Genomic DNA, 20,038 nt, shown 5'->3' on the forward strand with positions numbered 1-20,038 from the left:
GTGAAAGCTACTGCACGACGCGCGACCCTGATGCGGTCTGCCGCGGACGGCGCGTTTTTCACCGCCGCACGTGATTGCACGGCCGTGACCGAGAGACAGGAGCGCCGGGTCGTCGGTCTCGTCGCCGCGTCCCACGTCGTCAACCACGCCTATCTGGTCGCGCTCGCGCCGGTCATCGGCGTCGTCGCGGCCGACCTCGGTGTGAGTATCGCCGCCGTTGGGCTCGCTATCGGCGTACAGGGCGGGGTCGTGACGCTCTTGCAACTCCCCTTCGGCTACCTCTCGGATTCGCGGAGTCGAACGCTCGTGCTCGCGCTCTCGCTCGTCTGTGGCACCGTCGGAATCGTCATGACTGCCGTGTCACCCACGTACCGGTGGCTCCTCGTCTCGCAGGCCGTTCTCGGCGTCGGTATCGCGGGGCACCACCCGGCGCACTACCCGCTTCTCGCAACGGCGACCGCGGAGACGAATCGAGGGCGAGCGTACTCGTTGCACGCGCTCGGCGGCGCGCTCGGATTCGCCGTGCCGTACGCAATCGCCGCCGGAATCGACACACTCGGACTCGACTGGCGCTGGACCATCGCCACCGTTTCGGTCCTCGGCGCGGCCGTTTCGCTCGTCGTGGTGCCGCTCGCAGTGGGCCTTCCAGCGACGCTTCGAAAGCCGACGGCAGACGCCCGCCCGGCGACTCGCCCGTCGCTTTCGGACGTTCGGCGCGGTGCGGCGGCCCTCCTCTCGTCGGCGGGGCTGATGGGACTCGCGTTCCTCTCGTTTCTCACGTCGGCCGCCGCGTGGTGTATCCGGACCTACTCGCCGCAACTCCTCGCCGACGGCTACAATCTCCACCCGAGCACGGCTAACCTCCTCGTCTCCGGGATGCTCGTCACGGGCGCGGGAACGATTCTCCTCGGTGGCGCGCTCACCGACCGTATCGGTCCCGGACGCGTCGCGCTCGGCGGTTACGCGGCCCTCGCGGGACTGGCCACACTGCTCGCAAGCGGGTCGCTCCCGGTCGCACTGCTCGTGGTCGTCCTCCCGTTCAGCGGGACGATTAGCGTCTCTCGCCCCGCGCGTTCGACGCTGGCGGACCGTCTCTCGACGCGGGACGACCTCGGGAAAAGCTTCGCCGTCGTCACGATTGGTATCTCACTCGGTGGGGCGGTTGCACCGCCCGCGTTCGGCGCGCTCATCGATGCCGCTGGCGTCCGCGTCGCGTTCAGCGTCGTCGCCGCTCTCGGCGTGGTCTCGTTCGGCGTCACGCGGTGGCTTCTCGGTCGGGTCGATGGCTCTGCCCGCGACCCGGTGGCGACGCCGAGCGACTGAACTCGACTCACGGTGGGCCGCCGTGACTCACAGCGATTCGCCGCGACTCACCAGCACACCGATAGCGATGCCGAAGACGACACCGAGACCCGTACTGACTGCGACCAACCCGGTTCCCGCACCCACCATCGTGAAGCAGATGAAACCGAACCCGCCGAAAACGGCCGCGGGGGCGAACACCGCAATCGGCGAAACCGTCCCGTCCATGCCCAAAAGTAGTAGGTGAATTGGTATAATTGCCGTGACTCGCGGCGTCCCCCGTGGCGCGTCTCACTCGTAACGTCGGGCGTGTTTCAGTTCCCGTTCGACGTTCGTGATGGCAAGAATCCATAACTAAGCCGCTGGTTCGCGTTGGTTCGAACGGTGGTGGAGATGTCAGCAACGACCGACCAAGAACAACAGAACCGGGACACGACAATTCGAATCGCAGAGGAACTGTGGAACGGGCGGAACTACGACGTCATCGACGAGGTGTACGACCCGCTCGTCGAGACACACGCGTTCTCCGAACCGGAGGACATCGTCGGGACGAAGGCGATGAAAGAGTGGGCCGAGAAGTTCCACGACGCCTTCTCGGACTTCCACGTCGAACTCCACGACGTGAAGGCGAAAGACGAGTTCGTCTACGCGCGCTACCGTCTCACCGGGACGCACGACGGAACGCTCCGACAGGCAGTGGGCGACGATATTCCCCCGACGAACCGCGAAATCGACACGTGGGGCCTCGTAGAAGCTCGCTTCGACGGCGGACTCTGCGTCGAAGAGTGGAACAGCACCGACGTCATGACGATGCTGTCACAACTGGGCGTCGCGCCCGAGTGAACCAACTTTTTTCGAATCGCGCCGCTGGGGTGGCGCGATAGAACCGGAGCATTTGCTCGTTCGACGGCCGATTCGACGGCTTACCCGGACCACTCGCCGCCGACGTCGTCGACGACTGCGTCGCGCCACATGCCGAAGCCCTGCCGACAAATCGGGCTCTCGTCGATGTGGTCGATAAAGCCTGCACCTTCGCTTTCCAGTTCGGCGAGGCAGAACGGACAGCGGGTCGGGTCGTCCCACGTGTGCGCGGTGACCGATGGGGATACGTCCTGGGACATGGACAGTAATATGCGAAAATAGTTGATAAAAGTTTGCACTAGAGAGATTGTAGTAACCATATGTTCTCCTAATATTCTATTCAGTATTCAATCCTAAATCGACTCCCGGTGCCGTCATCGAATCGGTGACGGTTCGAATCGCGCTCTCGGCCAGCCGAATCGTAACCCTATACACGGTTCGGACCGCCTGTTCGAACGGTGAATTATCCGTGAACTACGTCTCTTGGGCTGTCATCGCACTCGGCGCGTACTCCCTCGTCGCTCCGCTGATGAAGGTTGCGACGACGGGGCAAGGAAAGATACCGAGCGACGTCGCCGCCCTCGTCGCAAACGGCGTCCTCGTCACCGCGACTATCGGCGTCATCGTCGTCTCCGGACAGAACGTCTCCGATTCGGTCGTGAGCTCGAAACTCCCGTACGTCCTCCTCGCCGGGGTCTGTCTGGCCGTCGGTATTCTCTCGTACTACCGGGCGCTCGCGCTCGGTCCGGTTTCCATCGTCGCGCCCATCTTCGGGATGTTCCTCGCCGTCTCCTCTGTCGTCGGCATCGTCGCGCTCAACGAACCAGTAACGATTCGGAAGGTTGCCGGTATCGCCTTCGCCGTCATCGCCGTCTTTCTCGTTTCGGTCGAGTAGTTCCCGCCGTTTTTCGCCTCCGTCGTGAGGCAACCGCTTTTGTCCCTCGCGGGCTAATTCCGCGGTATGGTTCTCTTAGAATCCGACTCGGAACTCGAACACGGCGACGCCGCACCCGACTTCGAACTCCCCGGAACCGACGGTGAAATCTACACGCTGTCGTCGTTCGACGACTACGACGCCCTGCTCGTGGTGTTCACGTGCAATCACTGCCCGTACGCGAAAGCGAAGTTCGAGGAACTGAACCATCTCGCCGACGCCTACGACGACCTCGCGGTCGTCGGCATCAACCCCAACGACGACGAGGAGTACCCTGACGATTCGTTCGCCCGGATGAAAGAACTCGTCGCGGACGGCACGATTCGGTACACGGCGTATCTCCGCGACGAATCGCAGGCCGTCGCCGCCGCGTACGGGGCCGTCTGTACGCCCGACCCGTTCCTCTTCGAGCGCACCGACGATGGCTTCGAACTCGCGTTCCACTCCCGTATCGACGACGCGATGACCCCCGACGACGAGGTGACGGCCTACGAGATGCGCGAGGCGGTCGAAGCCCTCCTCGCAGACGAGGACATCCCGGTCGAAGCGTATCCCTCGCAGGGCTGTTCTATCAAGTGGACGGACGACTGACGGACGCTATCGTCGGCGGGCGACTTGCGGCCGAGACCGAACGGCGGGTCCCGAGGAAAAAGATTCCGTCCTACTCGTCGCCGAGCAGAGCGTCACGGGCGTTTTCGACCGCCGCTTCCTTCTTCGCCGGGTAGGCTTCGACCTTCGCACGAAGCGTGAGACCGCCGCCGCGTGCGACATCGCCTTTGAAGGCCGCCTGTTTGTCCAGTCGCAAGAAGAACTCGGTGTTGTCGGTGACTCGTTGGTCGAGTTCCTCCAAGAGCGCCTCGAAGTCGTCGAGGTCGCGGATTTTCGAGAGCACGTACCGAAGGTCATCCGCCCGCTCGACGCGTGCGGAGAACACGACGATTCGGTCGCCGTGGTGGCCGGTACTCTCGATACGGTCGAGTTCGAAGTCGTCGGGGAGGAACGTCCGAAGCGCCTCCTCGACCCGTTTTTCGTCTTCCGTCTCGTAGCAGAACGTTCGGAGGTCGATGTAGTGGAACGGAACGCGTGGCATTGGTGGGTCTCTCGGAGGCGTCGGTTGTCGTCGTTATTCGTCGTCTTCGTCGGCCGCGTCCTCGTCGGCGGCTTCGAGCTGGTCCTCGGCGATGCCGACTTCCTGTCCTTCGTCGAAGCTGATGGTGTAGGTCGGCTCGCCGAACATGCTCTCGATGACCTGCGTGACCGTCCCGGTCTCGCCGTCGAACTCGCTGTGTTTGTCGTTCAGAACGACCTTGTCGTCTTTCTCGAAGCTCATACACACAGGTTCCTCGCCACCGAATAAAAGGGCGATGGTTGGTCGTGAGTCGAGACGGACACCCACACCGTTCCCGGGTCGAAGCCGATTTGTGGAGCCACGCCGAACGTCGCGTATGCCGAGTTGCCAGCTCGCACATCGTCTGCCGCGCGCGTTCCGATGACGATGGACGACCTGTGGTTCCTCGCCGACGAGGCTCGCCAACGCGCCGAACAGGCGTATCATCGCCTCCGACGAGACCACACCGACTTCATCGAACCGGTTCATTCCCGCCGCGTCTCGCGCCCGCGCTTTCGAACGCTCGCAACGCGAGTCAAAGCGACCGGGACGCCCTACGGCGTCCACACCGTCGTCCGCCGCCGCGACGACGAGATACTCCTCGTCCGCCACGAGGGCGTCGATATGTGGGTTCTCCCCGGCGGCGAAGTTGACGACGACGAGCGATTCACCGAGGCGGCCCGCAGGGAACTCGCCGAGGAAGCCGGTATCGACGCCGATTACGGCGGGCTTGCGATGGCGACCCGCGTCGATATTCGCTGTGACGGCCACCAACTGTGGGGCGTGATGCCCGTCTACCGCGCCCGCGCCGACTTCGACGTCGAACTCAGTGTCAACGACCCCGATGACGAGATTTCTACGGCGCGGTGGTTCGACGTGGGCGACTTACCCGCCGACACCCGTGACCGAGACGACCTGTTAGCGTGGCACGGTCACGTCACCGGCGATTGAACGGTCGAGTGAGTCTATCGGGGTCAAAGAATCGAAGAGTCGAGTCGGAACCGAAGCATCTCGCCCCTCACTCGGGCTGGTTTTCGGTGCTGTCGCAGTCGCCGGTGGTCTCGTCTGCGTCGGTCCCGTCGGTGTTGTCTTGAGAGTCATCGTCGGCGTCGATGTTGCTGTTTTCGTCACCGTCGGCGTCGATGTCACCGTCACCGACACTGTCGCCGTCGGCATCGACGTGGTGTCCCCAAAACCCCGGATACTTCTCCACCCAGATGTCGCCGAGGACGAGGGTTTGACACGCGAGTCGAAGCCCGGATTCGGCGTCGTGCGGCGGGAACCTGAGCCGTTGTGTCTCTTTTTTCGTTCGGTAGGTGACGGGGCCTCGGATACAGACCGCACACGTCCCGCACGACCCTCTGCCGAGGCAGTTGAACCACGACGAGCGGCCGTTGTGCGGCGACTCGTCGGCCGCTCGAAGCACGTCGCGGAGCACATCGCCCCGGTCGCACTCGATTTCGCGGCCGCGAAAGTGGACGGTTGGCACGGCGGAGGGGAGGAGACACAGCGGTTAATCGCTATCGTTCGAGACGCCGCGCCGCGAGACGCGTCGAAACCTCGGTGCACATAAGTCCGTTCGTTACTCATTCGGTGTATGCGCCAAACACGACGCGCGTACCTCGCCGCCGCGGCGGGTGCGTTGACCCTCGGCACCGCCGGATGCCTCGGGGGCGGCGATGGGTCGGACGCCACCGCGACCGATACCGGTAATTCGACTGGTACGGAGTCCGACGTCATCGCAACGATTGGTTGTGACGTCTCCGAGCGCGATGCAGTCAGTTCCCTCCCAACCCCGTCTCTCGGTTCCGACGACGCGGCCGTCGTCGTGGACGTGTGGGAAGACTTCGCGTGCCCCCACTGTGCGACGTTCTCGCTCGACGTCTTCCCGAAACTCCAATCGGAGTATATCTCCGAGGGCGTCGTTCGATACCGACATCACGACTTTCCTCTCCCGGTCGATGAGTGGTGGTCGTGGAAGGGTGCGTCCGCCGCGCGGGCGGTCCAAGACGAGACCGACGACGAGACGTTCTTCGAGTTCGCGCACACGCTGTTCGAAAACCAGTCCGAACTCAGCGGCGGTTCCCCCGAGGAGTCGCTCACGACGCTCAAGAACCTCGCTACCGACGCCGACCTCGACGGCTGTTCGGTGGCCGCGGCCGCCTCGCGCGAACGCTACCGCCCGGTCGTCGAGGCGGAGCGAACGAACGCCACCGACGAACGCGAACTTCGAGGGACGCCGACCGTCCTCGTCAACGAGTCGAAGGTCAAGCCGACGTGGGACGCCCTCCAGACCGCCGTCGAAGACGCTCTATAAGCCGTATTCGACGCGCACACTATCTCTCGCGCATGATTCGTGCACGACACCAGCGGTTCTTTACGGCGAGATTGACTAGCGGCGGGTATGGATACGACGCGACGGTCGCTCCGAAGACGCCGAGGTGCTGAACGGTGAGGCGGCGCGACCTGCTCGGCGTTCTCGCGGGTGCGGGAGTCACCGGGTTTGCGGGCTGTCTCGGCGACGGCGACGGTACCGGTTCGTCCGGGTCCGGGTCCACATCGACCGACTCGAACACTGGAACGGCGACGTCGAACGCGACCGTTGACACGGACAGCACTGGCGACAGCGGCGACCTCCCCCTCACTATCGACACCATCGACGCACAGGGGTCCGCCGAAGGCGACGTTCGCGTGCCCGTCGAGGGGTCGCCGATGGTGCTCGACCTCTTTGCGACGTGGTGTGCGCCCTGTGTCGCACAGATGGAGTCGCTTCGCACCCTCCACGACGAGTTCGGCGACGAGGTCGCGTTCGTCTCGGTCACGAACGAACGACTCGGCGGCGGTCTCACCATGGACGATATCCGCAACTGGTGGGCCGAACACGACGGGTCGTGGACTGTCGGCCACGACCCCGAAAGCCAACTGATGCGTGCCGTTCGGGCGAATGGGCTACCCTACCTCGTGGTCTTCGACGCCGACGGGTCGATAACGTGGACCCACCGCGGACTCGCCAGCGAGGAGAACCTCAGGAGCGCAATCGAGGACGCGACGTGATGGTCGGGGTTGGTCTCGGTCTCGGCCTCGACCCTGCGTTCACCGGCACGCTCGTGTTCGCCGTCACCGCCGGTGTCGCTACGTTCTTCGCGCCGTGTGCGTACCCGCTGTTGCCGGGCTACGTCGGCTACTACCTCTCCCGCGAGGAGGCCGACCTCGGTGGCGCTGTCACCCGCGGCGCGGTCGCCTCGCTCGCGGCGCTCGTCGTCCTCGGCGCTATCGGGAGCGTTCTCAGCGTCGTCGGCAATCGAATCGCCGCTCAAGTGCAACTTCTCGAACCGGTTATCGGCGCGGCGCTCGTGGTCTTCGGCGTCCTCCTGTACACCGGCCGCGCGCCGAGTCTTCACGTCGTCCTGCCCGAGTACCGCGCTTCGGTGGCCGGATTCGGCGTCTTCGGGGCGGTGTACGGACTCGCCGCCGCGGGCTGTGTCGTCCCGATTCTCTTCGGCGTCGTCACGCAGTCGCTCGCGCTTCCGACCGCGCAGGCGATTATCTCGCTCGGTGCCTACGCCGCGGCCGCGGCGCTCCCGCTCGCTATCGTGACCGTTCTCACCGCCGTCGGCGGCGGTCTCGTCCGCTCGGTTTCGGGCTACGTCGGGCGGATACAGAAGGTCGCCGCCGGCGTGATGATTTTGGCCGGTGCGTGGCAAATCTGGCTCGCACTCGGGTTCCTCGGATACGTCTGAGTCGCCTCGGCCGCCCGTTGCCGGAACGCGCAGTAAGTGTTGAAGACCGCACGCACGGAAAACGCCGAACGCGCTGAGGCCTCCCTTCGATGGCTACTCGTTCGGCATCGGCGCGTCACCCGTCGGCGTCGGCAACGCGCGGAGTCGCCGCGGCGGCACGAGGAAGTTCCCGCGATGCTTGACGAAGATGTACTCTAAGATGCCGTTGTTGACGCGCTGGCGGATGGTCGGAATCTCGGTCAGGTCCGTCCCGTTCATCGCCTCGCGGACCGCTTCGAAGTCGGAGATTCCGCGCTGGAGCGACGGGAAGTGGAGGGCCGCCACGTCGTCGTCGGCCGACTCGAAGTGTCGCCGAAGGAGTTTGACGTTCCCGTCGGCGTCGCGGTTGGCGCGGGCGGCCTTCTGCGCGTGACCGACGTGCCCGAACGCTTCGGCGTCGTCGCGGATGCGGTCGAGCATCGTGTCGATACCACTGTCGTCGCCGAGGTTCTCGCCGATTCCTTCGACGAGTCCCTGCTCGGCGTGTCCCGGCGAGAACAGTTTCATGATGCGGTGGTACTGGTCTTCTTCGTCGTACCAGTCACGGAGTCGCTGTCGGAGGTTCGCCACGTGTTTGGTGGTGCCGCCCGCAAACGGCCCATCCGCGATGGTGACGTAGTCTTCTGTGGCCTGGTTCTTGGCGAATCCGGCTTTGAAACCCATGAAAAGCGGTGACTGCTCGGGGACGGGGTTGCCGTCGGGAATCCCGTTCAGGTCGGACTGGTGTTTCGCCGGGAGTCCCGCGCCGACGAATCCGGTTCGTCTGTCGGCGACCGAGAACACACCCGAGAGGTCGGTCTCGACGGCGACGCCGTTCGCCTCGTCACGCTCGCCCAAGAGCGCCTGCTCGGCTTCGAGCACTACGTCGGCGCGGTCGGCCGCGAGGTGGACGAGCGCGTCCTGACGGTCGAACTCGGGCGTCTCAAACGGCGAGAGCGCGCGCGGTTCGGGCAGGTCGATTTCCGCTGGGAGCGACTCGTCGAATCGCTTGAAGTATCGCGGTGAGTAGCCGACCGACCAAATGAGGCCCTCGTGGGTTCGCTCGTACGCCCGGTCGAGGACGTGAAAGGCGCGCTCTACCGTCGCTCGCTCGGTTTTAGTCGGCGGTCCCGAACCGGACACGTCGAGATACAACAGTACGTGGTGGTATGGGACCTCGACGTTTCCGTGCTCGTCAGTTGCACACACGTCGTTCCACGCGTGTTGCCTGTCGGGGAGCGTGTCGAACTCGGCCGTCCCCGAAGGGACGGGGTCGGCCGGTGCCCGGTCGAGACACGCGGAGAGCGCCGCCGCGCCTCCGGCCGCGACTGCGGCTTTCAGGAACGCCCGGCGTGACGGAGACCCGTCGAACATACTCCGGCTAGGGACCTCAAAGTCAAGTCCGTTCTGGTGTACCAGTCGAAGTTTTGGTTCGAGCGTCGATTCCGAATCCGATAGTTCGGCGTTCGAAACGCACACCAAACGGCATTTGAGTGCCCACCCGATAGTACGCACAATGAATCGGCGAACCTATCTTCGGGCTGTCGGGACGGGCGCGGCAGTCGGACTCGCAGGCTGTCTTGGCGGTGGAAACCCGAACGTCTCGCTTCCGAAGCCGGAACGCGAGAACGACGTGACGAGCGAGGACCTGCCGTATCCTGCGTGGGGCCAGCAGGTGCCCGATGTGACGCTCACGGACCCAATCAACGAGACTGAGGTCTCGGTCCGAGACATCGACGTCCCGCACTTCCATACGTATATCTTCACGAACTGTATGAGCGTCTGTCCGGTTCTCGTCAGTGCACTCCGCGAAGTGCAGATTCACTCCGTGTCAGAGGGCTACGCCGACGACGTGGCGTTCTACCCGGTTACGTTCGACCCCGCCCGAGACGACGCGACAGCCTTCCGGAACGAGGCGGACCAACTCAATATCGATATGGACGTGGGCAACTGGCAGTTCCTCCGCCCCGAAGACGAGGCCGAAGCGAAGGACGTCGTCGAGGACAAGTTCGGCGTCTTCTTCGAGAAGGGCGAACCCGACGAGGACGGAAACTACATGTTCACCCACCTCGGTCTCGTGACCCTCGTCAACGGCGACGGCTACGTGGAACGAACCTACCGCGGGAACCAGCCGGACGAACAGACGCTGATAGACGACTTGACCGCGCTCCGAGACGCGTAATGGACCGCCGTCGGTTCCTCACAGCGGCCGGAACCGTCGCGGCCGCCGGTCTCTCTGGCTGTCTCGCCGACCTCGGGCGACTCTACACGTCGAACGAACCACCGGTCCTCTCGAACCGGCCGGACGAAGTGTACGTGCCGACCCATACGGAAGGGATGCAGATGGTCGGAACGGCCGACGCCGGCGACCTCCGTGTCGGCGTCTTCTACAGCTACGCACACCGATTTTGGGTCATCGACGACGAATCAGACGGCTTTCAGACGACGAAGATTCCGCACACTGCCGACGACGACATTCACCTCATGGTGTCCGCGTGGGACCCTGAGACGGGCGTCGCCGTGCCCGATACCGGACTGTCCGTCGAACTCACGCGCGACGGTGACCTCGTCAGCGAGGACGTCGTCTACGCGATGCTCTCTCAGCGGATGGGCTTTCACTACGGGTCGAACTTCGGACTCGACGGCGACGGCACCTACGAGGTGACGGTCGATGTCGGCGCGCCGTCCCTGAACCTGTTCGGCGACGTGGCGGGGAAGTTCGACTCGCCCGCGTCAACGACGCTCGAATTCGACTACAGCGAAGCCGAGCGCAACGAAATCACCTACGAACTGCTCGACGAAACCAACGGCGAATTGGACGCTGTCGAACCCATGACCATGGGTGCCGTCCCGCTCGGCGTCGCGCCGGACTCGCTTCCCGGGACCCCGCTCGGTACCGCCATGACTGGCGGTCTCAGACTGGCCGGAACCGTCGTCTCGGCCGACCGCTTCGGCGACGACCCGTATCTCGCCGTCTCGCCGCGAACGCCCTACAATCGGCTCGTCGTCCCCCGGATGGGACTCTCTGCGACCGTCTCGGCTGACGGGGACACCCAGTTCGACGGCGGTCTCGAACCCGGGTTGGACCCCGAACTCGGGTTCCACTACGGCACGCCGGTTTCGGGTCTCGACGGGGTACCCGAGAGACAGGCAACTGTGACGGTCGATGTGCCGCCGCAGATCGCTCGCCACGAGGGCTACGAGACGGCCTTCCTCGAATTCGACCCAGTTCGGCTCGGCTGACGACACAACAAGAACAGGGCTATTTTGATTCGGAGCCACCGATAGTGTATATGGACTCGACACGCCGAGAGCGGATGACGCTCGCCCTCGCGGTTTGGGGGGTGCTCGTCTCGCAGGTCCTTCTGTACCCAGGCGTTTCGGACCTCGTCCAGCGACTCGGCGGCACCGAGGACATCGCCGCCGGAATGCTCTTTCTCGCCGCCGAGTTCACGGCGTTCGTCGTCTTTTCCAGCGTGTGGGGTGCGCTCTCCGACGCGGTCGGCAGTCGCACGTGGCTCATCGTCGTCGGCGCGTTAGGCGGCGCGGCGAGTTATCTCGTGCTCATCGCGGTCGCCACGGTCTCGGGCCTGCACGCGGCGTTCGGGGTCGTACTCCTCATTCGACTGCTCGGCGGCGCGATGACCATCGGTGCGTTCTCGCTTTCGATTACGATGCTCGCCGACCTCGCTGGCGGGAACGGCCGCAACATGGGTGCCGCCGGAATCGCCATCGGACTCGGGGCCGCCCTCGGGTCGGTCGTCGGCGGGCGACTCACGACCATAGACCCGCTTGCGCCACTCTACGCGGCGGCGGCAGTGCTCATCAGCGTCGCGCTCGTCGTCACGACCGTCCCCGACCGAACCCCGGAGACGACCCGCGTCGGAATCGGCACCATCCTGCGGAAGTTGACCGCGAGACCGGCGTTCGCCGTCCCCTACGCCTTCGGCTTCATCGACCGCATGACTGCCGGCTTCTTCGCGCTCGTCGGCGTGTTCTACTTCCGCGATACGTTCGGCGTGAACGCGGCCGTCGCCGGGGGCGTGCTCGCACTCTTTTTCGTCCCCTTCGCGCTCTTGCAGTACCCCTTCGGGTCGCTTTCTGACCGCGTCGGTCGGTTCGCGCCGGTCGTCGTCGGGTCGATGCTGTACGGCGTCTCCATCATCGCGGTCGGCGTTGCCGGGTCGTTCGAACTCGCGGCCGGACTGATGGTTCTCGTCGGCGTCTTCGGCGCGCTCGTCGCGCCCGCGACGATGGCACTCGTCACCGACCTCGCCCCCGCGAGTGAGCGTGGCGCGGCGCTCGGCGGCTTCAACGTCTTCGGGAGCCTCGGCTTCCTCGCCGGCTTCGTCATCGGCGGCGTCGTCGCCGACGTGGTCGGCTACCTCCCGTCGTTCCTCGTCGTCGGCTTCGCCGAGGTTGCGATTGCGATTGTCGCGGTTCGCGCCGTCAGACGAATCGACAGCCTCGAACCGGGTCAGTCAGCGCCCAGTGCGGACTGAATCTCGGCGTCTACGACGAGCCACATGCCGCGGAGACAGACGATGACCGCCAGCCCGACGCCTGCGAGGATGAACGCATAAAAGAGACCGACGAAGACGCCGCCTCCTGCCGGGCCGGGACCGGCCGGGTCGAACGCGCCGAGTTGCGCCGCGAACGCGACGATACCGGTGACGAAGAAGGCGAACATCGCTTCGAGCAGTCGCCAAAACGACTCGATTTCGAGCCCTCCGCGGCCGGTGACGAACCGGACGATGCGCCGCGAGGCGGCGAGCAAAGAGACGACCGTGAGAGCGGCAATTGCGACTGTCGCAATTTGAAACCCGAGGTCGGCGAGAAACGCCGCGGAGAGCGTCGGTGAGACGAGCGTCGCCGCGACGCCGACGAGCGTGACCGCCGCGAAGACCAACTCGACACCGAGGACTGCTCGGTCGGGGTCGTCGCGGACGAGTCGGGCGAAGTCGTCGTACACGGTCGAAGGTTTCGAGGGGAGTCTGAAGTGTTTTCCTTTAGTCGTGACCCGAGACGCGAACCGGTTGGTACGGCTCTTCGAGGTAGTCGATATCGGAGTCCGAGAGCGTGATGTCGAGTGCTTCCACGGCGTCTTCGAGGTGTTCGATGCTCGTCGTCCCGACGATGGGTGCATCGACCCACTCTTTGTGGAGCACCCACGAAAGCGCGATTTGCGCCATCTTGACTCCCTTCTCGGCGGCGAGTTCTTGGACGCGTTCGTTCACCTCGCGGCCGCCGCCGTCGAAGTACGGGTGGTTTTTCGCGTGTTCGTCTGACTTCCCGCGAGTCGTCGCCTCGAACTGCTCGTGCGGGCGGGTGAGATAGCCGCGAGCGAGCGGCGACCACGGCATGACGCCGACGCCCTGTTTCGCACAGAGGGGTAGCATCTCGCGTTCTTCCTCGCGGTACAGCAGGTTGTAGTGGTTCTGCATCGTGGCGAAGCGGTCGAGACCGAGCGAGTCCGCGGTGTACTGTGCCTCGGCGAACTGGTGTGCCCACATCGACGACGCGCCGATATATCGGGCCTTCTCGCGGCGAACCGCGTCGTCGAGGGCGCGCATCGTCGTTTCGATGGGTGTGTCGTCGTCCCAGCGGTGAATCTGAAGCAGGTCGAGGGTGTCCATCCCGAGGCGGTCGAGGGAGTTGTCGAGTTCTTGCTCGATGGCTTTCCGCGACAGACCGCCCGAGTTCGGGTCGTCGTCGTCCATCTGGAAGTACACCTTCGAGGCGACGACGTTCTCGTCGCGGCGGCCCTCCAATGCCTTCCCGAGAACTCGCTCCGACTCGCCGTTCGAGTACATGTTGGCAGTATCGAAGAAGTTGATTCCGAGGTCGAGCGCGCGCTCGACGAGTTCGAGACCGGTCTCTTCGTCTACGACCCACTCGCGCCAGTCGGGGGTGCCGAAGCTCATACAGCCGAGGCAGATTCGGGAGACCTCCATGCCGGTGTTCCCGAGCGTCGTGTACTCCATGCACACACCTCTCGGGCAATCGGCAAAAAGGTGGATGAACCGGACGGTTTCGGTCGTGTTTCCGAATTCCACGCACTCGACACATTCTCCGTTTCCGGGAGTGTCACGCCCGATTTATGATTCGAGGCGTCGTATCATCGACCCGAGGCGTAACCTCGGTGATTCCGATGTTCACAACGAAGCAATTGGGCGCAGTCCTGCTCGCAATCCTCGTCGTAGGGTCGCTGGCGGGCGTTGCGGCCGCACAACAGGGCCCGTCCGCAGGCGGTACCATCGTCGTCGATGAAGGGGAGACCTACACCGGCGACCTCGAATCCGTTGGCGGAACGGTCGTCATCGCCGGCACGGTCGATGGCAACGTCGAAACGACCGCCGGGACGGTTCTCGTGACCGAAACCGGCGAAATAACTGGGTCGCTCGAAGGTGTCGCAGGCTCGGTCACCATCGAAGGCGCAGTCGGTGACGACGTGAGCCTCGCCGCGGGCGCGATTCTCGTACGCGACACGGCGACCATCGACGGGTCGTTGGAGGCCGCCGGTGGCGACGTTAGACTCGACGGCACAGTCACCGGCGACGTGACGGTCGGCGCTGAAGAACTCACTGTCGGCCCGAACGCCCGCGTCGGCGGGGCGCTCGAATACGACGCTGAGAGCGCGACAATCGACTCGGCGGCCGTCGTTGACGGCGGCGTGACGGAGGTCGATGCCGTCACCATCGAGGGACCGTCAATCGTTGGTGTCCCGTTCGAGTTCGGTCAGTTCGAAGGTCCCGTCATCCCGGCCTGGGTGGTCTCGGGCTACTGGTTCCTCGCAAACTTCGTCCTCGGCGCGATTATCGTTCTCGCCGCACCCGGGTTCGCCCGTCGGGTGACGGGTCTCGGAACCAAGAAGGCCGCCAGGAGCGGCGGCGTCGGCCTACTCACCATCGTCGCGGTGCCCATCGTCTTACTGGTCATACTCCTGACCATCATCGGTATCCCGCTGTCGCTCGCCGGCGGTGCCGGGTTCCTGTTGGTCCTCTGGGTCGCGGGCATCTACGGCGCGCTCGTCCTCGGGACGTGGCTCCTCTCGCTTGGGGACTACGACAACCGGTGGGCCGCGCTCTTCGTCGGCCTGTTCATCCTCGCGCTCCTCGACTTCGTGCCCCTCGGCGGTATCGTCGAATTCGTCGTGCTCCTCGTGGGTCTCGGTGCGTTCGCGCTGGCACTTCGCGGTGAGTCCGGTGACGAAGGCGACGACATGGGCGCTCCCGACGAGGGATCACAAGAAGACGCGCCGGTGGTCTGAGACGGGACCACACCCATCAAATATTGGACAAACAATTATTACAATACTTGTTCTCTGTCGTTCCATGGCAGTCAGTTACACGGACGAGAGAGACTCGTTCGAGTGGGACATTCCGGCGGCGTACAACATCCCTGCAGTCATCGAATCACACGCCGATTCGTTCGGCGACCGAATCGCACTTCGGTTCCTCGATTCGGACGGGAGGCGAGCCGAGCGGACGTACGACGACCTCCGACGTGACATGAACCGGTTTGCCAACGCGCTCGAATCGCTGGGCGTCGAGAAAGGCGACCGCGTGATTCACCTGCTCCCACGAGAGCCTGACGTGTTCGCCATCCAACTCGGCGCGCTCAAGCGCGGTGCGCTTCTCGTCCCGAGTTCGTCGATGCTCAAGCCCAAAGACATCGAGTTCCGTGCGAACGACTGCAACGCGACGACTGCCGTCGTCCACGAATCGCTTGTCGGGATGGTTGACGAGGTGCGCGATGACACACCGCTCGAACGGTTCGTCGTCCTCGGCGGCGACGCCGACAGGTGGACGCAGTTTGCCGAGTTAGTCGATGGCGAGTCGGACCGCCACGACGGTCCAGCCCTCGCCGCCGAGGACCCGATGTCTATCAACTACACGTCGGGGACGACGGGCAAGCCCAAACCGGTTCTCCACCGACACCGCTGGATGCGCTGTTTCGAACTCGTCAATGCACCTTACTGGTGGGGTGTCACGGCCGACGACGACCTCTCCGACGAACTCCTGTGGGCGACGACCGGCACCGGCTGGGCCAAGTGGTTCTGGAGTCCGGTCGGCGTCGGTCTGACGACGGGCGCGACCCAGTTCGTCTACGCCGGCGAGTTCGACCCCGGAACGTTCCTCAATATCATGGAACAAGAGGAAGTCACCCGACTCTGCGCCGTCCCGACGCAGTACCGGATGTTCGCCCAACACGACCTCGGGTCGTACGACCTACAACTGCGCGAGGCGCTGTCGGCGGGCGAACCGCTCAACCGCGAGCCAATCGAGGCGTTCCGCGAAGCGTTCGACGTGACTCCCCGCGACGGCTACGGCCAGACCGAGACGGTGGCACTACTGACGAACTACCCCGGTATCGACGTGAAGCCCGGTAGTATGGGCAAACCGACGCCGGGTCTCGGAACGACCATCATCGACGAGGACGGCGCGGAGGTCGGCGTCGGCGAAATCGGCGAAATCGCCGTCCCGGTCGATTCGCCGGGCATCTTCGACGGCTACTACGACAAGCCGCATCTGGACGAACAGACGTTTCACGGCGACTACTACCGCACCGGCGACCTCGCATCCCGCGACGAGGACGGCTACTTCTTCTTCGAGGGCCGCGCCGACGACATCATCATCTCCGCGGGCTACCGCATCGGCCCGTTCGAGGTCGAAGACGCACTCGTCTCCCACGAAGCGGTCGCCGAGGCCGCGGCGGTCGGGAGTCCACACGAAGAGCGGGGAAGCATCGTCAAGGCGTTCGTCGTCCTGACCGACGGCTACGAGGGGTCTGACGACCTCGTCGCCGACCTCCAAGCGTTCATGAAAGCGGAGACGGCACCGTACAAATACCCGCGCGAAATCGAATTCGTCGAAGCACTGCCGAAGACCTCGTCGGGGAAGATTCGGCGTATCGAACTGCGCTCGCAGGAACGCGAGTAGTCTCGGACGCCGCCAGTCCGGCCACCACCCATCGCGGCCGACACCCTCTTTTCGTCGCCAGCGAAGCATCACGCATGACCGTCTGGGTTCTCGGGGACCAACTCGACCCGGAGACCGCGCCGCTCCAGCACGACGACCACGTGCTCATGATAGAGGCGCACGCCTTCGGCGACCGGATGCCCTATCACCCCCAAAAGCTCGCGCTCGTCTTTGCCGCGATGCGGCACTTCCGCGACGACCTCCGCGACCGCGGCTACGAGGTGACGTACATCCGAGCCGAGACATTCGGCGACGGACTCGACCGCTTTTTCGATGCCGCACCGGGAACCGACCTCGTAGCCATGACCCCGCCGAGCCACGGCGCTGGCGAGCGACTCCGTGAACTCGTCGAAGCGCGCGGCGGGTCGCTCACGCTCGTCGAAAACGACCTGTTTCTCACGACGCCCGACGATTTCGACGACTGGGCGGGTGACGCCAAGAGCTACAGGCAGGAACACTGGTATCGCCACGTCCGCCGGGAGACGGGCATCCTGATGGATGGCGACGAACCCGCGGGCGGCGAGTGGAACTACGACGACCAAAATCAGGAGACGCCGCCCGAAGACTGGACGCCGCCTGCAGTCCCGATGTTCGACCCCGACGAGCTGACCCGAGAGACCATCGAGTTCGTCCGCGAGCGCTATCCCGACGCGTGGGGGTCTGCCGACGAGTTCCGCTGGCCCGTGACGCGTGTGGAAGCGCGGCAGGCGCTCGACCACTTCGTCGAAGTTCGACTCGCGGAGTTCGGCCCGTATCAGGACGCCATGCTCGACGGCGAGTGGACGCTGTGTCACTCGCTTCTTTCGGCCGCTATCAACCTCGGCTTACTCCATCCGCGCGAGGCTGTCGAAGCGGTCGAAGACGCCTACAGAACGGGCGACGCGCCGCTCAACAGTGTCGAGGGGTTCATCCGACAGGTCGTTGGCTGGCGGGAGTTCGTGCGGCACGTCTACCGACGAGCGATGCCCGAGATGGCCGACGCGAACCAACTCGACCAGACCGAGGCGCTTCCGGAGGCATACTGGACAGGAGAGACGGAGATGAGGTGTCTCTCGGAGGCAGTCGAGCACGTCTACGACCGCGGTTACGCCCACCATATCGAGCGTCTGATGGTGCTTTCGAACTTCGCGCTACTGTACGGCACCGACCCGGCGGAACTCAACCGGTGGTTCCACCTCGGCTTCGTCGATGCCTTCCACTGGGTGACGACGCCCAACGTGGTCGCTATGGGCTCGTTTGCGACCGACGTGCTCTCGTCGAAGCCGTACGCGTCCTCCGGAAATTACGTGAACAAGATGTCCGATTACTGCTCGTCTTGTCGCTACGCGGTGTCGAAGACGACCGGCGAGAACGCCTGTCCCTTCAACGCGCTCTACTGGGACTTCCTGCAGGAAAACGAAGCCCTGCTTCGAGGGACGGGCCGCATGGGTCTCATGTACGCACACGTCGATAGAAAAGACGAATCCGAGTGGGACGACATCCGAGCGCGGGCCGACGACGTTCGGCGGATGGGTCGGTCGGGAACGCTCTGAGAGGGTCTCGAACGAACCGAACCCACCGAGTGTTGTAAATCAAAGCCGGTGCGTCGCTCTCCGGCTGAATATGAAAAATTCTGTTCTCGGTCGAGTCGTCGTCGGTCGAAACGTTCGCAGACTCAGAGTCGCGTGACGTTGACCGCCCGCGGGCCTTTGTCGGCCTGCTCGATGTCGAACTCCACTTCCTGACCCTCTTCGAGGTCCGGGCCGCCGATGTCCTCCATGTGGAAGAACACGTCGTCGTCGTGTTCTTCTGTCTCGATGAAGCCGTAACCGCCGGAGGACTTGAAGAATGCAACCTTGCCTTTCGCCATTGCGTGTCGAACGTCACCGGACGAGGCCATAAGAGTTCCGCTGGTTGACAACAATCTGCCGAAGTTACCATTTACCATGGTGCGTCCGTTAGTCGTCGCGTGGTTCGCGGCCGAGCGTGTGGAACTCCTCGTTCGGACGCATATCCGCGAACATCGCCATCCGGTTGCTGAGGTTGAAGAAGGCAGTCACAGCGCCGATATCCCACACGGCCTCTTCGGAGAAGCCAGCGTCCCGGAGCCGTTGGAGGTCGTCTGCTCCGACTTCCACGGGGTTTTCGGTGAGTTTGACCGCCACGTCGAGCATCGTCTTGTGTTTCTCGGGGATGTCGGCGGTGCGGTAGTTGGCGACGAGTTGGTCCGCGAGAAGCGGGTCTTTCGCGTAGATTCGGAGGAGCGCGCCGTGGGCGACGTTACAGTAATAACAGTGGTTGACGCCCGAGACGGCGACGATGAGCATCTCGACTTCGTGGCGTTCGAGCGCCGTGTCGTCTACGAGCGCGTCGTGGTACTCGAAGAACGCCCGCCAGTGGGATGGCTTGTACGCCATCGCGGCGAAGACGTTCGGTGTGAAGCCGGCGCGTTCGGTCTCTTCGTCGATTCGCTCGCGCAGGTCGTCCGGAAGGTCCTCGGCGTCGGGCACCGGGAATCGTCGCATCGCGTCGTCGTCCATGCATCGCCTCACTCCCGGACGGACCTTAACGATTCCTCAGGTTCGATGGGTGCTACGAACTGCCGCTCAGAGCGCGACCGAGAGGTACGCGGTCGCCGCAACCGCGAAGACGCCGACCGCGAAGAGTCCGTAGTTGGCGATGCTGTTGTCTGCGGTCCACAGTGAGAGGGTGATTTTCCGGGACGAAATCGGCCACAGCGGGCGGATTCCGGCGGGCGTGAGCGCGTCCGCGAGGAGGTGCGCGACGATGGTGAGCGTGCCGACGACGAATCCGAACGCGCCGAGCGTCGTCGCCGTCGCCTCGGGTTGGCCGACGTTGTTCGCAACGAAGAAAGCGCTACCGCCGCCGACGCCGCCGACGAGAAACGCAAACAAGAGCGTGTGCGTCGGCCCGCGGTGAGAGATACCGGGAATTTGCATGTCGTAATCGGGGAGCATCGCCAGCCAGCACATCACCGCACCGGCGACGAACGCGAGTTCCGGGTGGCCGGTTCGAACCAACGCAAACCCGAGTGGGGCGAACACGAGGAGCGAGACGCCCCAGTGGCCGAGTCGATACATTTGCTTCGACCTCG

General features: G+C 64.3%; 25 protein-coding genes. 14 read left to right on the forward strand and 11 right to left on the reverse strand.

What is annotated here, in order from left to right; translation table 11 throughout:
• Positions 1-84: 84 nt before the first annotated feature.
• Positions 85-1,323 carry an MFS transporter gene (locus tag C440_RS13260; RefSeq protein WP_049915854.1) on the forward strand — a complete coding sequence of 413 codons (1,239 nt, stop codon included), beginning with the start codon at positions 85-87 and terminating at the stop codon, positions 1,321-1,323.
• 27 nt (positions 1,324-1,350) lie between these two features.
• On the opposite strand, the gene C440_RS13265 is transcribed toward C440_RS13260, so the two are convergent.
• Positions 1,351-1,530 (reverse strand): hypothetical protein, encoded by a 180-nt coding sequence (locus C440_RS13265; RefSeq protein WP_008321060.1) that lies wholly within the window; start codon positions 1,528-1,530, stop codon positions 1,351-1,353.
• 165 nt (positions 1,531-1,695) lie between these two features.
• Between C440_RS13265 and C440_RS13270 the strand changes: the two genes are divergently transcribed.
• A complete protein-coding gene (locus C440_RS13270) occupies positions 1,696-2,145 on the forward strand; it encodes an ester cyclase (protein ID WP_008321062.1) in 450 nt (149 codons plus the stop codon).
• Positions 2,146-2,225: 80 nt separating this feature from the next.
• On the opposite strand, the gene C440_RS13275 is transcribed toward C440_RS13270, so the two are convergent.
• On the reverse strand, positions 2,226-2,423 hold the full coding sequence (locus tag C440_RS13275; protein ID WP_008321063.1) for a DUF7501 family protein: 198 nt from the start codon (positions 2,421-2,423) through the stop codon (positions 2,226-2,228).
• A 209-nt stretch (positions 2,424-2,632) separates the two neighbouring features.
• Here C440_RS13275 and C440_RS13280 point away from each other — a divergent pair, with 209 nt between their 5' ends.
• Complete coding sequence (locus C440_RS13280) at positions 2,633-3,058, forward strand: EamA family transporter (RefSeq protein WP_049915951.1); 426 nt, start codon at positions 2,633-2,635, stop codon at positions 3,056-3,058.
• Between the two features lie 66 nt (positions 3,059-3,124).
• Entirely contained in the window at positions 3,125-3,688 is a 564-nt protein-coding gene (locus C440_RS13285) for a thioredoxin family protein (protein ID WP_008321067.1), read from the forward strand.
• A 70-nt stretch (positions 3,689-3,758) separates the two neighbouring features.
• On the opposite strand, the gene C440_RS13290 is transcribed toward C440_RS13285, so the two are convergent.
• Positions 3,759-4,187 (reverse strand): RNA-binding protein, encoded by a 429-nt coding sequence (locus C440_RS13290; protein ID WP_008321068.1) that lies wholly within the window; start codon positions 4,185-4,187, stop codon positions 3,759-3,761.
• 33 nt (positions 4,188-4,220) lie between these two features.
• On the reverse strand, positions 4,221-4,427 hold the full coding sequence (locus C440_RS13295; protein ID WP_049915859.1) for a hypothetical protein: 207 nt from the start codon (positions 4,425-4,427) through the stop codon (positions 4,221-4,223).
• Between the two features lie 159 nt (positions 4,428-4,586).
• Between C440_RS13295 and C440_RS13300 the strand changes: the two genes are divergently transcribed.
• The gene (locus C440_RS13300) at positions 4,587-5,156 is read left to right on the forward strand and encodes an NUDIX hydrolase (protein WP_008321071.1); all 570 of its coding nucleotides are present in this window, start codon (positions 4,587-4,589) and stop codon (positions 5,154-5,156) included.
• Between the two features lie 67 nt (positions 5,157-5,223).
• On the opposite strand, the gene C440_RS13305 is transcribed toward C440_RS13300, so the two are convergent.
• Positions 5,224-5,694: a 2Fe-2S iron-sulfur cluster-binding protein gene (locus tag C440_RS13305; RefSeq protein ID WP_008321073.1), complete on the reverse strand. Its 471-nt coding sequence runs from the start codon at positions 5,692-5,694 to the stop codon at positions 5,224-5,226.
• Between the two features lie 108 nt (positions 5,695-5,802).
• On the opposite strand from C440_RS13305, the gene C440_RS13310 reads away from it, so the two are divergent.
• The 3 genes from C440_RS13310 to C440_RS13320 all read left to right on the forward strand — a co-directional run bounded on the left by C440_RS13310 (position 5,803) and on the right by C440_RS13320 (position 7,945).
• Positions 5,803-6,522, forward strand: coding sequence for a DsbA family protein (locus tag C440_RS13310; protein ID WP_008321074.1), 720 nt, complete (start codon positions 5,803-5,805; stop codon positions 6,520-6,522).
• A 134-nt stretch (positions 6,523-6,656) separates the two neighbouring features.
• On the forward strand, positions 6,657-7,259 hold the full coding sequence (locus C440_RS13315) for a TlpA family protein disulfide reductase (RefSeq protein WP_008321075.1): 603 nt from the start codon (positions 6,657-6,659) through the stop codon (positions 7,257-7,259).
• Positions 7,259-7,945: a cytochrome c biogenesis CcdA family protein gene (locus tag C440_RS13320; RefSeq protein ID WP_008321076.1), complete on the forward strand. Its 687-nt coding sequence runs from the start codon at positions 7,259-7,261 to the stop codon at positions 7,943-7,945. Before C440_RS13315 ends, C440_RS13320 begins: the two co-directional genes overlap by 1 nt.
• A 93-nt stretch (positions 7,946-8,038) precedes the next feature.
• On the opposite strand, the gene C440_RS13325 is transcribed toward C440_RS13320, so the two are convergent.
• Positions 8,039-9,337 carry a DUF7405 family protein gene (locus C440_RS13325; protein WP_049915952.1) on the reverse strand — a complete coding sequence of 433 codons (1,299 nt, stop codon included), beginning with the start codon at positions 9,335-9,337 and terminating at the stop codon, positions 8,039-8,041.
• A gap of 142 nt (positions 9,338-9,479) precedes the next feature.
• On the opposite strand from C440_RS13325, the gene C440_RS13330 reads away from it, so the two are divergent.
• Genes C440_RS13330 through C440_RS13340 form a run of 3 tightly spaced genes read left to right on the forward strand, consistent with a single transcriptional unit; the run spans position 9,480 to position 12,465 of the window.
• The gene (locus tag C440_RS13330) at positions 9,480-10,145 is read left to right on the forward strand and encodes an SCO family protein (protein ID WP_008321078.1); all 666 of its coding nucleotides are present in this window, start codon (positions 9,480-9,482) and stop codon (positions 10,143-10,145) included.
• Positions 10,145-11,206, forward strand: a complete 1,062-nt coding sequence (locus tag C440_RS13335) for an iron transporter (RefSeq protein WP_008321079.1) — start codon at positions 10,145-10,147, stop codon at positions 11,204-11,206. Before C440_RS13330 ends, C440_RS13335 begins: the two co-directional genes overlap by 1 nt.
• Before the next feature lie 50 nt (positions 11,207-11,256).
• Entirely contained in the window at positions 11,257-12,465 is a 1,209-nt protein-coding gene (locus C440_RS13340; protein WP_049915861.1) for an MFS transporter, read from the forward strand.
• On the opposite strand, the gene C440_RS13345 is transcribed toward C440_RS13340, so the two are convergent.
• Both C440_RS13345 and C440_RS13350 read right to left on the reverse strand, forming a co-directional pair.
• On the reverse strand, positions 12,441-12,935 hold the full coding sequence (locus tag C440_RS13345; protein ID WP_008321082.1) for a hypothetical protein: 495 nt from the start codon (positions 12,933-12,935) through the stop codon (positions 12,441-12,443). The genes C440_RS13340 and C440_RS13345 overlap by 25 nt on opposite strands.
• 37 nt (positions 12,936-12,972) lie before the next feature.
• On the reverse strand, positions 12,973-13,947 hold the full coding sequence (locus C440_RS13350) for an aldo/keto reductase (protein WP_008321083.1): 975 nt from the start codon (positions 13,945-13,947) through the stop codon (positions 12,973-12,975).
• A 167-nt stretch (positions 13,948-14,114) separates the two neighbouring features.
• Here C440_RS13350 and C440_RS13355 point away from each other — a divergent pair, with 167 nt between their 5' ends.
• From C440_RS13355 to C440_RS13365, 3 genes are all read left to right on the forward strand, one after another.
• Positions 14,115-15,233 carry a bactofilin family protein gene (locus C440_RS13355; protein ID WP_049915953.1) on the forward strand — a complete coding sequence of 373 codons (1,119 nt, stop codon included), beginning with the start codon at positions 14,115-14,117 and terminating at the stop codon, positions 15,231-15,233.
• 64 nt (positions 15,234-15,297) lie between these two features.
• On the forward strand, positions 15,298-16,905 hold the full coding sequence (locus tag C440_RS13360; protein WP_008321085.1) for an acyl-CoA synthetase: 1,608 nt from the start codon (positions 15,298-15,300) through the stop codon (positions 16,903-16,905).
• A gap of 74 nt (positions 16,906-16,979) precedes the next feature.
• The gene (locus C440_RS13365; protein ID WP_008321086.1) at positions 16,980-18,476 is read left to right on the forward strand and encodes a cryptochrome/photolyase family protein; all 1,497 of its coding nucleotides are present in this window, start codon (positions 16,980-16,982) and stop codon (positions 18,474-18,476) included.
• Between the two features lie 122 nt (positions 18,477-18,598).
• Here C440_RS13365 and C440_RS13370 read toward each other — a convergent pair whose 3' ends face one another.
• From C440_RS13370 to C440_RS13380, 3 genes are all read right to left on the reverse strand, one after another.
• Positions 18,599-18,793 carry a cold-shock protein gene (locus tag C440_RS13370; RefSeq protein WP_008321088.1) on the reverse strand — a complete coding sequence of 65 codons (195 nt, stop codon included), beginning with the start codon at positions 18,791-18,793 and terminating at the stop codon, positions 18,599-18,601.
• Positions 18,794-18,881: 88 nt separating this feature from the next.
• Positions 18,882-19,463: a peroxidase-related enzyme gene (locus C440_RS13375; protein ID WP_008321089.1), complete on the reverse strand. Its 582-nt coding sequence runs from the start codon at positions 19,461-19,463 to the stop codon at positions 18,882-18,884.
• A 66-nt stretch (positions 19,464-19,529) separates the two neighbouring features.
• Entirely contained in the window at positions 19,530-20,024 is a 495-nt protein-coding gene (locus tag C440_RS13380) for a metal-dependent hydrolase (protein ID WP_008321090.1), read from the reverse strand.
• Positions 20,025-20,038: the final 14 nt, after the last annotated feature.

This window comes from Haloferax mucosum ATCC BAA-1512 (genome assembly GCF_000337815.1).
GTDB classification, from domain to species: Archaea; Halobacteriota; Halobacteria; order Halobacteriales; family Haloferacaceae; genus Haloferax; species Haloferax mucosum.

Coding starts and splice junctions, on each gene's coding strand:
- C440_RS13265 (WP_008321060.1), bottom strand. CDS start 1,530: ATGGACGGGACGGTTTCGCCGATTGCGGTGTTCGCCCCCGCGGCCGTT.
- C440_RS13270 (WP_008321062.1), top strand. CDS start 1,696: ATGTCAGCAACGACCGACCAAGAACAACAGAACCGGGACACGACAATT.
- C440_RS13275 (WP_008321063.1), bottom strand. CDS start 2,423: ATGTCCCAGGACGTATCCCCATCGGTCACCGCGCACACGTGGGACGAC.
- C440_RS13285 (WP_008321067.1), top strand. CDS start 3,125: ATGGTTCTCTTAGAATCCGACTCGGAACTCGAACACGGCGACGCCGCA.
- C440_RS13290 (WP_008321068.1), bottom strand. CDS start 4,187: ATGCCACGCGTTCCGTTCCACTACATCGACCTCCGAACGTTCTGCTAC.
- C440_RS13295 (WP_049915859.1), bottom strand. CDS start 4,427: ATGAGCTTCGAGAAAGACGACAAGGTCGTTCTGAACGACAAACACAGC.
- C440_RS13300 (WP_008321071.1), top strand. CDS start 4,587: ATGACGATGGACGACCTGTGGTTCCTCGCCGACGAGGCTCGCCAACGC.
- C440_RS13310 (WP_008321074.1), top strand. CDS start 5,803: ATGCGCCAAACACGACGCGCGTACCTCGCCGCCGCGGCGGGTGCGTTG.
- C440_RS13320 (WP_008321076.1), top strand. CDS start 7,259: ATGGTCGGGGTTGGTCTCGGTCTCGGCCTCGACCCTGCGTTCACCGGC.
- C440_RS13325 (WP_049915952.1), bottom strand. CDS start 9,337: ATGTTCGACGGGTCTCCGTCACGCCGGGCGTTCCTGAAAGCCGCAGTC.
- C440_RS13330 (WP_008321078.1), top strand. CDS start 9,480: ATGAATCGGCGAACCTATCTTCGGGCTGTCGGGACGGGCGCGGCAGTC.
- C440_RS13335 (WP_008321079.1), top strand. CDS start 10,145: ATGGACCGCCGTCGGTTCCTCACAGCGGCCGGAACCGTCGCGGCCGCC.
- C440_RS13340 (WP_049915861.1), top strand. CDS start 11,257: ATGGACTCGACACGCCGAGAGCGGATGACGCTCGCCCTCGCGGTTTGG.
- C440_RS13350 (WP_008321083.1), bottom strand. CDS start 13,947: ATGGAGTACACGACGCTCGGGAACACCGGCATGGAGGTCTCCCGAATC.
- C440_RS13355 (WP_049915953.1), top strand. CDS start 14,115: ATGTTCACAACGAAGCAATTGGGCGCAGTCCTGCTCGCAATCCTCGTC.
- C440_RS13360 (WP_008321085.1), top strand. CDS start 15,298: ATGGCAGTCAGTTACACGGACGAGAGAGACTCGTTCGAGTGGGACATT.
- C440_RS13365 (WP_008321086.1), top strand. CDS start 16,980: ATGACCGTCTGGGTTCTCGGGGACCAACTCGACCCGGAGACCGCGCCG.
- C440_RS13370 (WP_008321088.1), bottom strand. CDS start 18,793: ATGGCGAAAGGCAAGGTTGCATTCTTCAAGTCCTCCGGCGGTTACGGC.
- C440_RS13375 (WP_008321089.1), bottom strand. CDS start 19,463: ATGGACGACGACGCGATGCGACGATTCCCGGTGCCCGACGCCGAGGAC.
- C440_RS13380 (WP_008321090.1), bottom strand. CDS start 20,024: ATGTATCGACTCGGCCACTGGGGCGTCTCGCTCCTCGTGTTCGCCCCA.